Genomic DNA, 15898 nt, shown 5'->3' with positions numbered 1-15898 from the left:
TATAAATAACGGTGTATTAAAACGCCTCTATATGATTGTCAGCGGGTAATTAACAATCTGTTAAAAGACCTTGTTCATAATTTCTGCTACACTCGCGCCGTTTATGAAATAACCACAGAGAAAGTATGTTTAATATTATTAATGGCACCCAAGGTAACGTGAAAAATGATGTTTTATCTGGCATCACTGTAGCGTTAGCGCTTGTGCCTGAAGCCGTCGCATTTGCTTTTGTCGCGGGCGTTGAACCTATGGTGGGTTTATATGCGGCATTTATGATGGGTTTAATTACCTCTGCCATCGGCGGACGCCCGGGCATGATTTCGGGCGCGACCGGTGCCATGGCAGTTGTCATGGTGGCCTTGGTTGCTCAGCACGGTATACAGTACTTATTTGCTGCGGTCATTCTTGCGGGTATCTTGCAAGTGTTAGCGGGCGTATTCCGGCTGGGTAAATTCATCCGTCTCGTGCCGTATCCAGTCATGCTAGGCTTTGTTAATGGCCTGGCTATTGTCATTTTCCTAGCGCAATTAGGGCAGTTCAAAGTGACTGATGCAATGGGAGACTTATCGTGGATGACCGGCACAATTCTGTATTGGATGTTAGGCTTAGTGCTCCTTACAATGGCCATAATCTACTTGCTACCGAAGCTCACCACTGCTGTACCCGCTTCACTGGTAGCCATTGTCAGCGTGACCTTGTTAGTACATGGCTTAGATTTAGAAGCTCGAACGGTGATTGATTTTGTACGCGATATGGTGCCAGCAGCGCAGCGAGATACGGTTACGTTAGCGGGGGAACTGCCTTCGTTTGCCATTCCTGTGATTCCCTTTAATTTGGAAACGTTTTATATCATTTTGCCTACCGCTGTTATTTTATGCCTTGTGGGGCTAATTGAATCTCTATTAACCCTTAGTCTAATTGATGAAATGACGGATACCAGAGGGCGAGGAAACAAAGAATGTGTGGGTCAGGGAGTTGCCAACACGGTGAACGGATTCTTCGGTGGCATGGGTGGCTGTGCCATGATTGGGCAAAGCATGATTAATATTAATTCGGGCGGTCGTGGTCGCTTGTCCGGTATTACAGCAGCATTGGTGTTGTTAGCATTTATATTGTTTGCGGCGCCATTGATTGAAATGATTCCACTTGCAGCCTTGGTCGGCGTAATGTTTGTTGTGGTCATTGGTACCTTTGAGTGGGCAAGCTTTAGAATTGTGCGTGGCGTGAACAAAGAGGATGCTTTTGTTCTCTTTTTGGTCACGGGTATTACCGTGATTGCGGATTTAGCCATTGCCGTGGTTGTCGGCGTAATTGTATCTGCCTTAGTATTTGCGTGGAAACATGCGACCCATATTGTCGCGCGAACCCATGTAGATAGTGATGGTTGGAAGGTCTATGATTTGGATGGCCCTTTATTTTTTGGCTCTGTATCTCACTTTAGGGATATCTTTTCTATACAAGATGACCCAGACGATGTGGTGATTGATTTCAAAGAGTCTCGAATTTGGGATTCCTCTGGAATCGATGCCTTAGATAGCCTTGCGGATAAGTACGAAAAGCAGGGGAAAAAGTTACACATCAGACACATTAGCAAAGAGTGTCAAACCTTGTTGAAGAAGGCTGGCGCTTACGTTGAAATTAACGTGAATGAAGACCCTCGCTATCGAATTGTGTCGGATGAATTGGGTTAGAAGGAGCTAAGTAACCTGAATCCTGTTTAAGAAACGGCGCTCAGCACCGCTAGAATTGCGAATTACTGCGTTGCAAAAGCCAGCAATAGAATAACTATTACGTGACTTTTGCGCCTTGTCCTTCACAATTCTAGCAGCACTGAGTGTAAAAACTAATTTAAGTATGTGAAACAAGCGCTTGCACCATTTTTTAAACAGGATTCAGGTTAAGTACAAAAACTTGAAAATAAAAAAGCGACTCACTTGAAGTCGCTTTTTTTGTCTTAGTTAGGCCCATTAGACAGGAGATATCAATACTAGAGCATAGACCATGAGCTCCAAAGTGTTAGTCTTGTTCGCTTAACCACACGACTAAGTTCACCATATCGTCCATCGTCATACTGCGGTCACGGCTAAAGATAGCCTTGTACTTTCCATTAACGATAAACGTGGGTACGCCTGTTACATTTGCACGGTTAGCTTCAAGCTCATTTTTGTTTCGCGCTACTAAGCTGTTTATGCTAAAGCTTTTAGCAAGCTTATCAAATTCTTCCCCATCTACGCCATTGACGACAAACACTTTTCTCCAGTCATCTAAGCTTGTCACGATGGCGCGTTGCTCATGAATATAGTTAAATATAGCCGCATTGAGTGCTTCGTCTTTATCTAATGAGCGACCTATCATCATAGCTTTAGTCGCCGTGTCCTGAATATCTGGTCCGATTCCACCCATAAAATTCACATGTACCTTATCGAACGCCACGTCTTCTGCTAGCTTGTTTTCGATTTGTTTTGCAATTGGCTCAAATCGATAACACGCAGGGCACCAGAATGAGAAAAACTCTTTCACTTCGGGTTTCGCAGTGGCTTCGTCAGAAATGATTTCGTAATGCGTGCCTTCTTCCCATTGCACAACCTGAGAGCAGGCTTGCATAGGCAACAAAAGTGCGAATAAACCTAATGCAAAAAAGCCCATAATATATTTTTGCGTGTACTGCATGTAAAATTCCTCAAATAAAAGTGACAATAAGAGACGCAGAGTAATTATTAGTTCCCTAAAAAAAACTGCGTCGACTTACCTAATGCGATTTTAATCTGTGTTTGTGATAAGCGAAGGATACCGTATCACCAGTGATATACCAACTCTGCATTTATACGCCGCGATTGACCTACAAAGCCCACAACATCCTCAAAGTCTGCGTCAAATGCGTTACTTAATCGCACACCTATCTGAAGGTGCTGGCTAAAAGAATAGCGGTAGTTTGCGCTCACAAGCCAATAATTGTCTAAACTTACTATTTGAGATTCTTGTGGAAAGGGTGGGAAAAACTGGTCAAGTCGACTGCCTGTGTAATCTGCCTGCAAGTAAATACTCTGATTCGTTGCAATGTCGTAAGACAGCCAAGCAGAGCCAGTATGACGTGCTCGCCGAAGTTCGCTTTGTTGAGAAGGCGTATTATTTTCTTCGTTAGCATCCAGATATCCATAGCTAAATGACCACTTAAGTTTATCATGTGATTGCGATATGCTCAGCTCCAAACCTTCTCGCGTGCTGTCGTTTGCGGCATTCATAGCGGTAAACACACCCGTATCAAGGTCTAACACAAATCCTAGAATTTCATCTTCGAGGCTTGATTGATACCAAGACAGAGTGTAGTCCATATCTCCCAATTCGGCTTCAATCCCAATCTCAACAGAGCGAGAGGCTTCGGGGATCAGGTCAGGATTTCCAGAAAACGTACCTGGAAAAAAACCAAAGCGTTCGGTAAACGTTGGGTTTTTAATCGCCTTGGCCACGCTAGCAAATGTTTTTACATTCTCTAGCGGCTGATACACGAGCCCTAAACGAAAACTACTTGCGTCATCAAATTCTTCATTGTTGTCAAAACGAATACTCCCTGATACCGACAATGTGTGATTAAACGCATGTGTGCCATCAGCAATAAACGACAAGCTAGTGTTGCTTTGGTTTTGATTCGGGTCGCCAAAGCTTATCGGGCCTCTTTGCTCAAAATCTTCGCTAACCGATTCAACACCCGCATTGATTTGCCCGCTGGAGAGGGCAAAATTATGGTTGTACACAATTCGTTGTTTTTGACCTTGGGTTGAACCGGTGAAAGCGCCATTGCTAAAGTTGTCGTTTTCTTGCTGTGAGAATTGATAGGAAAGCGATTGTGACCATATGCTCTTTTCAGGCGTAAAATACCAGTTAAGGGCTAGGGAGATTTGTTCGCCCTTAGAATAATTGTCAGCGTCGGCAATTAGGCCAGTTTCAAAATCAGTGCTGTCAAAGTCGCTGGTGTAGTCCACCCATCTAAACTGGGATTCAATTCGATTTTGCTGACTCATCGCATATCCTAATGAGCCATAGCCTGTGGTGTTCTGATAACCGTCTTTTTCGTCGCCGCTTCTGGCAATATTTTGGCCCTCGGTGTCAAGATGGGAGAGGCTTAAGCCATAACGCAATTTATCCATATTACCCTTAATACTGCCTTGAATCTGACCTGTTTGTTTATTGCCATAGCGTGCGCTGAGTGAAGCTTTCTGGGTATCTGTATCAGAAAAGCCTGCAGTTTTAGTGGTGATGCTAATCACCCCTGCAATAGCCGCGCTTCCCCAAAGCGCACTTTGCTCGCCTTTAAGTACTTCGATAGTTTGAACGTTAGATAGCATGATATGAGAGAGATCAACCAATCCCCCTTGACCAAGGTCGTTTATCTCGACACCGTCTACCAATACCAACACGTGATTACTCTCTGAGCCTCGAAACCTGACTTCTGTTAGTGCGCCAAGTGGTCCAGATTGTGAAATGTTCATGCTAGGTACCGTGCGCAATAAATCAGTGATATTCAGGGCACCTGAGGCGTTAATTTGAGCGGAATCTATTGTGCTGATTGACCCTGCAATAAGTTTCTGTGGCGTAGGCGTGCGAGCGCCAATCACGCTTATCGTCTCAGTTGCTTGATTTGCTGCAGTATTAGCGGGTAAATTTTGAGCTTTTGAATAGGGCGCGCCCAAAGCGCCAACGGCGCTGATAGCAAGCGCAATTAGTGTTTTTTGAAAGTCCATGTTAGTCCTTGTTATTGCTCCCACCGAGCAATGTCATAGTAAAAAAATGCATTCAGCATTTGCTTAACTAGGCCGGTATCCGGGCTCACAACACGACTTATTGACCTTCCCATATTCGTATAGCAATACAGTGATCATTTCGTTCACGAACATCATTTGTAGCGCGATGTCCTTGAATATATTAAGTCGCTATTTTGTTGCTTACCGTTGCGGGGGCAGCACAGGTTTTGCACCTGTTTCCCGTTTAACTTTCAAGTTTTCAGCCTGAAAGCACCTCGTCGTACATTACTTTACGGTATTCGCATGAATAGACAAGGCGCATTAAGGTATTAGATATGCATTATTGATGTTTGAAGGGTTGACCTAGCTTTTAGCCTGAAGGAGGGCTCGTGCCTTTCCCAAAGTCGCTCTGCGTCATCCCTGAACGCTTCACCAAAACCGTCCTTGGTTTTGGAGACTTTGGGAAAGGCACGAGCCCTCCTTCAGGCTAAAAGCTAGGTCAAAAATCGACGGAGGTTTTACATCGAATGGTTGAATTACAAGCTAGCGCACGCAACAGTTTTGCTTCTAGAACCCCAACTTTAAAACCGGCTCATCAAGTGCGGCATATTGCTCTTTAAGTGCGAGGATTTGCCCTTCCCAGTATTTATCCTCTCCAAACCAAGGGAAAGCGTTTGGGAAGGCTGGGTCTTGCCAGCGAGTAGCGAGCCATGCCATGTAGTGAACCATGCGCATGGCGCGTAAGGGTTCAATTAAATGAAGCTGCTTATAGTCAAGTTCATGAAATTCTTCATAAGCACTTACCAGTATGTCGAGTTGCAATAGCTGAGTTTGTCTATCGCCGCTTAGCATCATCCATAAGTCTTGGATGGCTGGACCATTGCGGCAGTCATCGAAGTCCACAAACATTGGGCCGTCTCGCCATAAGATGTTGCCGGGGTGCACATCCCCATGCAACCTGAATCCTTCATCACAGTTTGCAATCGCATGTTGATAGCGCTCGGTCGTGCGGGCAATTAGCTGCTCGATGATGGTAAAAAATGCGGTGTCCAGATGTGCTGGAACAATCTGATATTGTTTCAGGGTTGCTAGCGGGGTGCTTAAATGGGTTTCCAAGCTCAATGGCGGACGATGTTTAAACGTGTTTGTGTGAGAGATGCGATGCATTTTGCCGAGCATTCGCCCCACTGATTCAAGTTGGTCGAAGTTATCTACTTCAAATTGTCTTCCGCCTACAGAAGGGAAGAGAGTGAAGCGGTAATCGCCGAGTTGATGTAGGGTTTGGCCATTAATGGCAAGCGGAGCGACAACGGGTATGTCGTCTTCAAGCAGCAGGCGGCTAAACTTGTGCTCTTCAAGAATTTGTTCGTTTGACCATCTCAAGGGGCGATAAAACTTTACCACATAGCGCTTTGAATCTTCAGCAAGGAACTGATAGACCCTGTTTTCGTAGCTATTTAGCGGCAACAGTCCTGATGCCACAAGGACGTCAAGGCTTTCAATGCCATCAAGAATAAGCTCAGGGGTGAGTTGGGTAAAATGAAATTCAGACACCGGTAAATATAAACGTACTTGGTTCTTCTACCTCAATGATATCACCTTCACTGTCGGTGGTGCTCACATGAAAATATATTTTTTGCGTACCGACTTCCAAATTGTAAGGGTCGCTTGCAACGCTAATAGGGAGCGTGAATACTTCACCACCTTTTACTGATACTACGTCGTCACCAATATACTGTGCGCCTTCAAGGCCTTTTACTGCAACGGTATAGCTTCGGTCTTGTTGGGACTTATTGAGAATCTTTAAGGTATAGACGTTCTCGATGAGCCCTTCGTTTGTTTCGCGATCGAGGGAGTTTCTATCTCGAATGATATCGACTTCAAGCGGAACGCGCATGACGATGTCCGTGATAAGCAGGCCAGTCATAACGCAAAGCACCACCGCATAACCCACGAGTTTGGAACGGAAAATGTGGGTTGTGCCGCCTTTAAGCTCATGTTCAGACGTAAAACTTATCAAGCCCTTTTCATAGCCCATCTTTTCCATTACGCCGTTACAAGCATCCACGCAAGCGCCGCAGTTAATGCACTCATACTGTAAGCCATTGCGTATATCGATGCCTGTCGGGCAAACCTGCACACATAAGTTGCAATCGATACAATCGCCAAGCCCTTTCTCGCGCACTTGTTCGACCGTCATTTTGCGCGAACGAGGGCCGCGCTTTTCACCGCGCTGACTATTGTATGCCACCGTGTAGGTGTCTTTATCAAACATAGCGGATTGAAAACGTGCATATGGACACATGTGAGTACACATGATTTCGCGCATATATCCAGCATTAGCATATGTACAAAAGGTAAAGAACAGTACCCAAAATGTCAGCCAAAAGCTGTTGTTGAGGGTAAAGAAGTTGATGAAAAGCTCGTCGATGGGCGTGAAATAACCCACAAAAGTAAGCGACGTAAGTAAAGCCACGCTGACCCATGAAAAGTGCTTCAATGATTTGCGAATGAATTTATCCGCGTCCATTTTACGTTGATCAAGCTTCATGCGCTTGTTGCGGGCACCTTCTATTTTTTCTTCAAACCAGATAAAAATGAAGGTCCAGGTGGTTTGTGGGCACATAAAACCACACCAAACGCGACCAGCAAAGGTCGTAATAAAAAATAGAGCAAAGGCTGAAACAATCAGGGTATAAGCTAATATAGTCAGATCCTGCGGCCACAAGGTAATAGCAAAGAAGTTAAAACGCTGCTCGGCAATATTCAAAAGAATTGCCTGCTGTCCCTCGTACTGCAACCATGGTACCACTGCAAACGCACCTAGAAAGATAAGTCCGAAAAGGCGGCGAATGTTTTCATACATGCCCTCGACCGCGCGCACGTATATGCGGCTGCGAGCCGAATAGTTTGGTTTGGTAAGCGCGTCTTTTGGTTTTGCGATTTTAACCGGCGTGACGTCTTTAATGCGGATCTTTTCGTTCATACTTTATCCCTTCAAGTGGGTAGAGTATAACAAGGGCATGGCGTGATTTGTTAACCGAGATCAATAAATCGTATCAGTGCGCTGTAAATTTTATGAAAAGAGCAGTGAAACTTATGCATGTGTAACAGCAAATTAAATGCTTTGGTATGTTCTGTAATACCCAAATTGCTTGATTTTTCCTGTAACTATGTTTTATTTACACAACTAAATAAATATCTTTTTGGAGGCTGTGGGTGGTTAAATTTGGGCGTTGGATAGTTGCGGTTCTCGCAGTAGCCCTAATTTTTTGGGTAACACAGACAGGTCCTGTTCAGAGTGCTTTGTATGGTCTCAGTAGCACTGTGTCTGGATGGGTTAATGCGGTGGTCAATGCTCCCGAGCAAAGGCAACTAAAAAACCTGCAAAATGCGTTTTTAATCAACAATATGTCACTAAAGCCACATCAAACAGATTATGTATTTGAAGTCACTAGCTCAATAGAGACGGTGAGCTCTTTCCACAACAGGTATTGTCTGCAAGACGACAAAAACCCTTATCTTTTTGGAAGCAACAAAGCCAAATTTTGTTCAGATATCGTCAGGTCGAAGATCCTCGAACCAAAGTAAATACGTTCAGCTTTAGCAACTCTTTGACGCCCCATGGCGTATTCTTTAAAGAGACAACATTATTATAACGCGATAGCTGTAGATTGTTTTTGCTCGCACACTTGTCTTCCTCAGTGAACAAGAGTGTGGCGGAACTTTTAGCTATGTATATCGTCAACATTATTGACGCACATATTATATTTTGCGTACCTTTTAAGGAAACATTATGAAAATTCGCAACAGCCTTATCATAACCTTACTCGCTAGCGGCTCAGTTTTACTTGCTTCGAGCGCACTGGCTGATGAGCCGACTGTCGTCAGTCAACAAACTGATAGACTTAACATCGACTATGTTGATGCTGAAGGCTATACCGATATTCGGCCTTCAAACCTTGGTTCGCGTAGTAAATTTCGAAATCAAGTCCTCAATACTATGACTGAATACTTCGATGAATTCGCGCAAGAATTACCTGAGGGGCAAACGCTCAAGGTGACAGTCACTGATATTGATTTAGCGGGCGACACGCGAAGCGCTAGAATTCCAATTGGTTCGCCCTTGCAGGACGTGCGCGTAATGGAAGACATTTTTTTTCCACGAATTAAGTTTAGCTATGAGCTACAAGACGCGAGTGGTTCTGTTCTGAAGTCAGAAGAGGTTTCACTTAAAGACATGGCGTATCTCGATAGGGCGGGCTTTGTGAGAACTAACCGAGACGCGTTTGCTTATGAACGTCAAATGCTTAAAGAGTGGTTTGAGCGAGACTTAATGGGTGAAAATAGCTAAAAGTAAAAAGCCAGCATTCACATTTTTATGCTGGCTCAGCGTCTTTTGCAACGCGTTTTTTGCGTATTCGGTGTACCGAATATAGATGGTGGCCTTTTCGCTTTGACTCAAATGCAGCTTTGTCGGCATAACCCACCAAAGATGTATAATTGATGTCATCAATTTTTGCTGGGTCAAACGAGACAATGCCAATAGACGTCGCTATGGACAAGGCGTATTGGTTGATTGAACGCTTGGCAGCCAGTTCGCGTTGGATTTGTTGCGCCTTGTTAATCGCGTCTGTTTCCATACTCTTTGGCATTAACAAAGCAAATTCATCCCCTCCAAGCCTTCCAAAGGTATCGCTATCTCTGATGCTTTGAATGATCGTGTCGGAAAACGCGCTTAAATAAGCGTCGCCTGTGTTGTGTCCATACTTGTCGTTAATGCCTTTAAAGTCATCCAAATCAAAATACAGCAGACTTAAAGGCTCTCCTTGGCGTTTAGCAGAGGCAATTGCCTGCTTGGTTCTGTCGCTAAACAAATGGCGATTAGTTGCACCTGTTAAGGTGTCGTAATGGGCAAGCCGCTTGAGCCTTAGATCCTTCCTGAATTCTCGCTGCAAAGTGCTTAGTAAATAACGTAATATTTCAGGTGTAATTGAACTTGTAGGAAAGGCGTCTAAGGTTAAGTCTCGATAGCCGCTCACATCAAAGCTTTCAAATGATTCTGTGAGAATAAGTATAGGACAGGGCAGTTCTTTTGCAGAATAGTGCTTGGACATTTGTCGCCTTAAAGCGGCGAACTGATCTTGAGATACAATGATAACCGACGAACTAAAGTTTGCTTCTTCAACGTCAAGCTCATATCCTCTTTCAAAACAATTGACGCTGTCGATTTGGTCTTTTAATTTTAGCGCGCTGGTCAACCATTGTTGTTCTCGACGGTTTTCATTGATCAAGAAAATTTTCATAGCGTTGCCCGTATTAGCTGATGACATAGCATTCGTGCGTCACCCTTTATGACAGTGTATAAGACGCTCAAAGCTAATGATTGTTCATCATTTTATTATTGTTGTTGATTTATATAGTACAAAAAATAGGCAGCAGGATCAAAGCCACACGATATCTAAGGGACCAGACTGTAAAAATAACGGAGCTTAATGTGCAAAATAAATTAAACACAGATCATAGACAGCCCTTTCATTGCGAGCTGGTTGATTATCACAACAAAAGCCAGACTCAGGCATTAATGGCGCTTATTAGGATGTATGCAAGAGATCCAATGGGTGGAAATGCAGAATTGTCTGATACAGTCGCTGATAAACTTATTGCTGAGATGGCCTCTCGAGATTTTCTGTTTTCTCTAGTGTTGTTCAGCCAGAACGAGGCGCTTGGATTTGCAAATTGTATTGAGAGCTTTTCAACCTTTAAAGCCAAAACCGTAGTAAACATTCACGATTTTGCTATCGTGCCCGGCCACCGAGGAAAAGGTTTGAGTCAATTCTTAATGAGTGCAATAGAGGTAGAGGCGAAAAAGCGACATGCTTGCAAACTCACGCTTGAAGTTTTGCAAGGAAACGCAGCCGCACAGACTGCGTACTTAAAAGCTGGGTTTATCGCGTATGAACTGGATCCAGAATTAGGGACTGCCTTGTTTTGGGAGAAGCCCCTCACTTGAGTCAAGCTTTCTTCAGTTCCTTGTTTGAAGCGCTGCCCCCGTTTGATTTGGCGCAAGCTGTGGGTATGGTGAGTTTCATATTGGGCATAGTGTGTTTTTATCAAAAAGACGATAGACGCCTGAAAATAAGCATGGTGCTCATGAATGTTAATCATGCTATTCATTTCGCTATGTTAAGTGCGACAACAGCTTGTGTAGGGGCTTTGCTCGCAGTTGTGCGCACCGGCATATCACTTAAAACATCATCTCGACGTGTCGCTTATGTGTTTATATTCATTACGCTCCTCTGGGGTGCTAGCTTGGCTGATGAGTGGGTAGATATGCTTCCTATACTAGGCAGCTGCATTGGCACCTACGCGCTATTCTGTTTAAAAGGCATCGCCATGAGAGTGGCTTTCTTGTTTGGTGCAATGTGCTGGCTTGCAAATAACCTCTTGATAGGCTCCATCGGGACAAGCCTATTAGAGTTCACGCTTATTGTTGTCAATATCAGCACCATTTTTCGGATTTATCGTCACAAAAAATCTCAAATTACAACTTAGCTTAAAAAGTCTAAACCACCGCATAGGGCGGCTACTTGTGCCTCATTACACTGCTCAGGCGTGGCTCGGGAGCTATCAGGATATACTTCGGTTGTCGTAACAAATTTGGCATTAGTGAAGCCTCCACATAAAAACAAGGCACGTTTGTCATACAGTATGACCCCATCAGAGACAACTTCACTACCAATCAGTTGGCCGTTTTCATCTGATGGCGCTATATGAGTGACGCTTCTCACCTTATCAATAATGGCTCGCTGAAAGTCTATATTGGAGCGACTAGTATCCCCAACGGTATAGAATCCGTCAGGTATATCCCAATTGTCGTGTGTCACCCCATCTCTTGCCGCCAAGGCTGGTCTAAATTCAGTATTGTCGGTGTCGGTCGTTTCATGAAGGTCAAAGTGTGCAAGCAGTTGTGATTGATACGGTGAAACAAAACGCATCACCGCATTTGCCTCAGGTGATGGGCCGTTCAGCCTGAAGGACCGATTGGGGTCTATCGCCAAGGGGTTCCAGCGATTAATCGTTTCGTAGCCCCATGGACTGACACAAGGCACTATAATGAAATTAAATCGTTCTTGGTATTGTTTTATTTCGTCCTGTAAGAACAAAATACAGCCCTGAACGCCACTGGTTTCATAACCGTGAACACCGCCGGTGATGAGTATCGTGGGTTTCGCTGCGCGCCAGTTTGCGCTTTTTAAGGCAAACAGAGGATATCGATTCTCATTATAGGGTGCCTGATAAGAAAGTGCGCCGTAATAATGCAAGTTTAGGTGATGACCCAATCGATACAGTTTAGCGAGCACTTCTTGCTGATAAGAGCGCTTGCACTGTTGACTGGCAAACCAACGGGCACGCTCATCTTCACCCCATGCTACACCGGCTTGTCCAATGCTATAGTGATTATTCATAGGCAAACTCATGTTCATTGATAGCTAGTAAGTCCTCTGCAGATGCGTGAATAACAGACTTGTGAAGATCCTTACGTGGCAAAATGCGCTTGATGTAAAAATCGCAGGTCTTTTGCTTGCCTTTAGCGACAAAATCGTTGTCGCAGTGTTCGGCTGCACTCGCCATATCCAACCATAATATGCCAAGAATAAGATACGCGCTGTAGTGTAAGTAGTCGGTAGCAGCTCCGGCTAAGTCATCAGCTCCTACGCCTAAGAGTGCTTTTGACACTTGCTCGTACTCATTAAGCAGTGCGGTTGCTTGTTCCTGTTTAGCAAGGTTGCTGATGTTCTCTATTCTGCTGGAGAGTAGTTCAAGTGTTTTTGCCAGCATTTGTCCGCCATCGCGAGTGAGCTTTCTACCGATGAGATCGGCAGCTTGAATGCCGTTAGTCCCTTCATAGAGTTGCGCAATTCGCGTGTCGCGCACCAACTGCTCCATACCCCATTCGCGCACATAGCCGTGACCGCCGTATATTTGTATGCCCAAATTTGTGATTTCGGTAGCAATATCGGTCATAAAGCCTTTGCAAATTGGTGTTAAAAACGCAATCACCTGTTTTGCTGAGTCTGCACGCTGGTCATTGCAGTACTTTTCAACGTCCATTTGTTGTGCATAGAGCAGGGATAGTGCACGACAGCCTTCCGTTAGAGCCTTTTGAGTGAGTAGCATTTTGCGCACGTCCGGCTGATGCAAGATGGCATCAGCTTTTGCATCTGGTTGTTTTGGGCCGCTTGGCGCGCGTGACTGTAAGCGGTCTTTTGCATAAGCCAAGGCGCCTTGAAAGGATGCCTCAGCACTGCCTAAGCCTTGCATTCCTACCTGAAAACGAGCATCGTTCATCATCGTAAACATGCAGGCAAGCCCTTGATTTGGCTCACCTACAAGATAGCCAGTTGCGCCATCGTAATTCATCACGCAGGTCGGACTGGCTTTAATCCCCATTTTCTTTTCAATGCTACCTACACCTAAGGCGTTCGCTTCGCCAGGTTCGCCGTTTGCGTCGAGTAAATACTTAGGTACCAAGAACAGGCTGATACCTTTTACACCTTTGGGGGCATCAGGCAGGCGAGCAAGCACTAGATGAATAATATTACTTGTCCAGTCATGGTCTCCACCAGTTATAAAGATCTTGTTTCCGGTGATTGAGTATGAACCATCATCTTGAGCAATAGCTTTGGTGTTGAGTAAGGCCAGGTCGGTACCTGCATGCGGTTCGGTTAAATTCATTGTGCCCGTCCACTCGCCGCTGATTAGCTTTGCTAAGTAGTTTTGCCTAAGGTCGTCGCTCGCGTGTTTATCAACCGCTAAGACGGCGCTCTCGGTAAGCATGGTGGTCAAGCGCCAGCTGAGGTTTGCTGAGTTGAGCATTTCATGGACGGGAACTGCGGCAGAGTAAGGAAGGTCTTGGCCATCAAATTCAGGGTTGCCTAGCATCGCGTTCCAACCATTAGCAATATATTCCTGATAAGCGCTAGCAAAACCTTCTGGTGTAGTCACTTTGCCACCTTCAAGTTTGCAACCTTGTTCGTCGCCTTTTCGATTCAGCGGAGCAACCACATCTTGAGCGAATTTTGCGCCTTGTTTGAGTATTTCTCCTACAAGATCCATATCCATGCCCTGAGCACCTATCGCTTGATAGTGTTCGTTTACATTTAGCCAATCCTGAAGCAAAAATTGAAAATCGGCCATCGGGGCCTGATACTGATGCATGGAAACACTCCTATTAATGACACCATAGTATGTAGAACCATAATGTTACGTGAAAAGCGCAAAATTGCTCAATCACTTGTACTTATAAATAATATTTGACTGTGCAAGTCTGTTAATTATGCGCAACAAAGGCTCTGCGCATTTGGGTAAAGCGCTCTGGGTGACGCCATTGGTCTTGTTCTATCTCAAAAGGGTCGATAAATAACAATTTGTCTACCTGCGCATCATCAGTACTCGTTTCAAGTGGCGGCGTAAACGGAGGCTCTAGGCCAGTCAGTCCCGCATTCTGTGAACAGGCATATAGATGTATTTGAACCGTGTTTTTATTTCCTTGGGGGTCAAGCTCAATTATCTTGCTTGTGTCAAGTAGTCTCCCGACCTCAACGTTAAGTCGTGTCTGTTGCCAAGTCTTGCGATGCGCCGAACACTGTGCTGACGTTTTTGCATTATTTGAAAGATTATTGGAATACGGCAGGTCATATTGTCCTGAGGAGCGTTGAATGACTAGCAATTTGCTCTGGGCCGTGATTATACAAGCAGCTCGCAGTGTTGCACCAGATGCAACTTGCATTATTGGCAGAGTTTGAGACACCGTGCGACACGCAGGTGCTGAAAGCTGTGGTCGACTGCAGGCCGATACGCTACACGCAAATATGCACATATATAACAAAATAAAGCGGTGCTTCAATCCAATTATCCTATAATACGTAAGACTGACTGCTCGATTCGTTCTATCTGCACAAAATAGCGAATCTGAGATAGGCGCAATTTTAAGGTTTAGACGCCGTTAAAATGCCTTTTGTCAGTATCGAATTCAATGGTGACAGCGTGGTGTGCCAGTAAACATTAGGGGAAGTATGTCAAAATTATTTAAATTGTCACCTTTACTGATTGGAGTAGTTGCATTAGCTGGATTTCTCATCTACATCAATTTGCCTGCTGATGACAATTCACCAGAGGGCGGATTTGGTGGGGGGCAAACGCCCGTCGTGGTGAGTAAAGCGAATAATCAGGCCTTTCCGGTGATTGTTGAAGCCTTGGGTACAGCGGTTGCCAATGAATCCGTCAATATTACTGCTCAGCAAGCTGAAACCATTGATAAAATTGCATTTGACGATGGCGACGTTGTTCAGAAGAACCAAATTCTTGTAGAGCTAAACAATCGAGCTGAGCAAGCGCGTTTAAATGAATTGGATATCAATATTAATGAGGCCAAAAGGCAACTGTCTCGGATTAAGGATCTTGCGAACCAAAGCGTTGCTTCAGAGCAGTTGCTTGATGAACAACAAGCCCGTGTTAAAGCCTTAAGCGCACAAAAAGAAGTGGCGCAAGCCGACCTTGAAGAGCTTGTGATTCGCGCACCTTTTGGCGGTCGCCTTGGCACGCGCCTCGTCAGCATTGGTTCTTTAGTTCGCCCTGGTGACCTTATTACCACCTTAGATGATTTGAGCGTAATTAAAGTCGATTTTAGTATTTCTGAGCGACACCTTGCCAGCGTCTCACCCGGTCAAACGATTTATGCCACGTCGGTGGCGTATCCTGGGGAGCAATTTACAGGTCAAATCACCAATGTAGACTCGCGCATTGATCCGGTGACGCGATCCATTGCAGTGCGCGCGCAGTTGCCTAATCCAGATTTAAAAATGCGCCCGGGCATGCTGCTACAAATTAATCTCGAAAAACGTGTGTTAGATGCGCTTGTGATCCCCGAGTCTGCGATTGTGCCGCAAGGTGATTCGCAGTTTGTATACGTAGTTGAGCCGGATGATGAAGGTAATCAAACGGCAAAGAAAACGACCGTCATACTGGGTGAACGCAAACCGGGTCTAGTGCAGATTTTAGATGGATTAAGTAAAGGTCAAGAAGTGATTACAGAGGGAACGCTACGCGTGCGTGATGGCTCCGTCGTTCGTATTCTGGAGCGTTGATTCAAACAC

The 15898-nt window shown here is 44.9% G+C and carries 13 protein-coding genes and 1 riboswitch; of the genes, 5 read left to right on the top strand and 8 right to left on the bottom strand.

The genetic code is table 11. The features are described from left to right. Nucleotides 1-125: 125 nt before the first annotated feature. Entirely contained in the window at nucleotides 126-1691 is a 1566-nt protein-coding gene (locus tag PN836_RS08955; RefSeq protein ID WP_395344894.1) for a SulP family inorganic anion transporter, read from the top strand. 325 nt (nucleotides 1692-2016) lie between these two features. On the opposite strand, the gene PN836_RS08950 is transcribed toward PN836_RS08955, so the two are convergent. The 4 genes from PN836_RS08950 to ccoG form a co-directional block, all read right to left on the bottom strand. Then, complete coding sequence (locus tag PN836_RS08950; protein ID WP_395344892.1) at nucleotides 2017-2670, bottom strand: thiol:disulfide interchange protein DsbA/DsbL; 654 nt, start codon at nucleotides 2668-2670, stop codon at nucleotides 2017-2019. 125 nt (nucleotides 2671-2795) lie between these two features. Beyond that, complete coding sequence (locus PN836_RS08945; protein WP_395344890.1) at nucleotides 2796-4739, bottom strand: TonB-dependent receptor plug domain-containing protein; 1944 nt, start codon at nucleotides 4737-4739, stop codon at nucleotides 2796-2798. Between the two features lie 52 nt (nucleotides 4740-4791). Further along, a riboswitch (cobalamin riboswitch) is annotated at nucleotides 4792-5032 on the bottom strand. Nucleotides 5033-5306: 274 nt separating this feature from the next. Continuing rightward, nucleotides 5307-6293, bottom strand: coding sequence for a serine/threonine protein kinase (locus tag PN836_RS08940; protein WP_395344888.1), 987 nt, complete (start codon nucleotides 6291-6293; stop codon nucleotides 5307-5309). Continuing rightward, nucleotides 6286-7725 carry a cytochrome c oxidase accessory protein CcoG gene (gene ccoG / locus PN836_RS08935; RefSeq protein WP_395344887.1) on the bottom strand — a complete coding sequence of 480 codons (1440 nt, stop codon included), beginning with the start codon at nucleotides 7723-7725 and terminating at the stop codon, nucleotides 6286-6288. The genes PN836_RS08940 and ccoG overlap by 8 nt, the downstream gene beginning before the upstream one ends. Before the next feature lie 810 nt (nucleotides 7726-8535). On the opposite strand from ccoG, the gene PN836_RS08930 reads away from it, so the two are divergent. Further along, entirely contained in the window at nucleotides 8536-9093 is a 558-nt protein-coding gene (locus PN836_RS08930; RefSeq protein WP_395344886.1) for a DUF3016 domain-containing protein, read from the top strand. A 25-nt stretch (nucleotides 9094-9118) separates the two neighbouring features. Here PN836_RS08930 and PN836_RS08925 read toward each other — a convergent pair whose 3' ends face one another. Further along, nucleotides 9119-10045: a GGDEF domain-containing protein gene (locus tag PN836_RS08925; protein ID WP_395344885.1), complete on the bottom strand. Its 927-nt coding sequence runs from the start codon at nucleotides 10043-10045 to the stop codon at nucleotides 9119-9121. Between the two features lie 191 nt (nucleotides 10046-10236). On the opposite strand from PN836_RS08925, the gene PN836_RS08920 reads away from it, so the two are divergent. After that, nucleotides 10237-10752, top strand: coding sequence for a GNAT family N-acetyltransferase (locus tag PN836_RS08920; RefSeq protein ID WP_395344884.1), 516 nt, complete (start codon nucleotides 10237-10239; stop codon nucleotides 10750-10752). After that, nucleotides 10749-11294: a YgjV family protein gene (locus PN836_RS08915; RefSeq protein WP_395344883.1), complete on the top strand. Its 546-nt coding sequence runs from the start codon at nucleotides 10749-10751 to the stop codon at nucleotides 11292-11294. Before PN836_RS08920 ends, PN836_RS08915 begins: the two co-directional genes overlap by 4 nt. On the opposite strand, the gene PN836_RS08910 is transcribed toward PN836_RS08915, so the two are convergent. The 3 genes from PN836_RS08910 to PN836_RS08900 form a co-directional block, all read right to left on the bottom strand. Continuing rightward, nucleotides 11291-12208, bottom strand: coding sequence for a M14 family metallopeptidase (locus PN836_RS08910; RefSeq protein WP_395344882.1), 918 nt, complete (start codon nucleotides 12206-12208; stop codon nucleotides 11291-11293). The two genes, PN836_RS08915 and PN836_RS08910, sit on opposite strands and share 4 nt — an antisense overlap. Beyond that, complete coding sequence (locus PN836_RS08905) at nucleotides 12201-13961, bottom strand: acyl-CoA dehydrogenase family protein (protein WP_395344881.1); 1761 nt, start codon at nucleotides 13959-13961, stop codon at nucleotides 12201-12203. Before PN836_RS08905 ends, PN836_RS08910 begins: the two co-directional genes overlap by 8 nt. Nucleotides 13962-14073: 112 nt before the next feature. After that, entirely contained in the window at nucleotides 14074-14649 is a 576-nt protein-coding gene (locus tag PN836_RS08900; protein ID WP_395344880.1) for a hypothetical protein, read from the bottom strand. Between the two features lie 169 nt (nucleotides 14650-14818). Between PN836_RS08900 and PN836_RS08895 the strand changes: the two genes are divergently transcribed. Then, on the top strand, nucleotides 14819-15889 hold the full coding sequence (locus PN836_RS08895) for an efflux RND transporter periplasmic adaptor subunit (protein ID WP_395344879.1): 1071 nt from the start codon (nucleotides 14819-14821) through the stop codon (nucleotides 15887-15889). Nucleotides 15890-15898 lie beyond the last annotated feature (9 nt).

Source organism: Ningiella algicola (assembly GCF_028401415.2).
In the GTDB taxonomy this organism is placed as follows: Bacteria; Pseudomonadota; Gammaproteobacteria; order Enterobacterales; family Alteromonadaceae; genus Glaciecola.
Note: the sequence above shows the minus strand (reverse complement) of the source record. Positions and strands in the feature narration are given on the sequence as shown.

Coding starts and splice junctions, on each gene's coding strand:
- PN836_RS08905 (WP_395344881.1), bottom strand. CDS start 13,961: ATGCATCAGTATCAGGCCCCGATGGCCGATTTTCAATTTTTGCTTCAG.
- PN836_RS08950 (WP_395344892.1), bottom strand. CDS start 2,670: ATGCAGTACACGCAAAAATATATTATGGGCTTTTTTGCATTAGGTTTA.
- PN836_RS08955 (WP_395344894.1), top strand. CDS start 126: ATGTTTAATATTATTAATGGCACCCAAGGTAACGTGAAAAATGATGTT.
- PN836_RS08930 (WP_395344886.1), top strand. CDS start 8,536: ATGAAAATTCGCAACAGCCTTATCATAACCTTACTCGCTAGCGGCTCA.
- PN836_RS08945 (WP_395344890.1), bottom strand. CDS start 4,739: ATGGACTTTCAAAAAACACTAATTGCGCTTGCTATCAGCGCCGTTGGC.
- PN836_RS08910 (WP_395344882.1), bottom strand. CDS start 12,208: ATGAATAATCACTATAGCATTGGACAAGCCGGTGTAGCATGGGGTGAA.
- PN836_RS08925 (WP_395344885.1), bottom strand. CDS start 10,045: ATGAAAATTTTCTTGATCAATGAAAACCGTCGAGAACAACAATGGTTG.
- PN836_RS08895 (WP_395344879.1), top strand. CDS start 14,819: ATGTCAAAATTATTTAAATTGTCACCTTTACTGATTGGAGTAGTTGCA.
- ccoG (WP_395344887.1), bottom strand. CDS start 7,725: ATGAACGAAAAGATCCGCATTAAAGACGTCACGCCGGTTAAAATCGCA.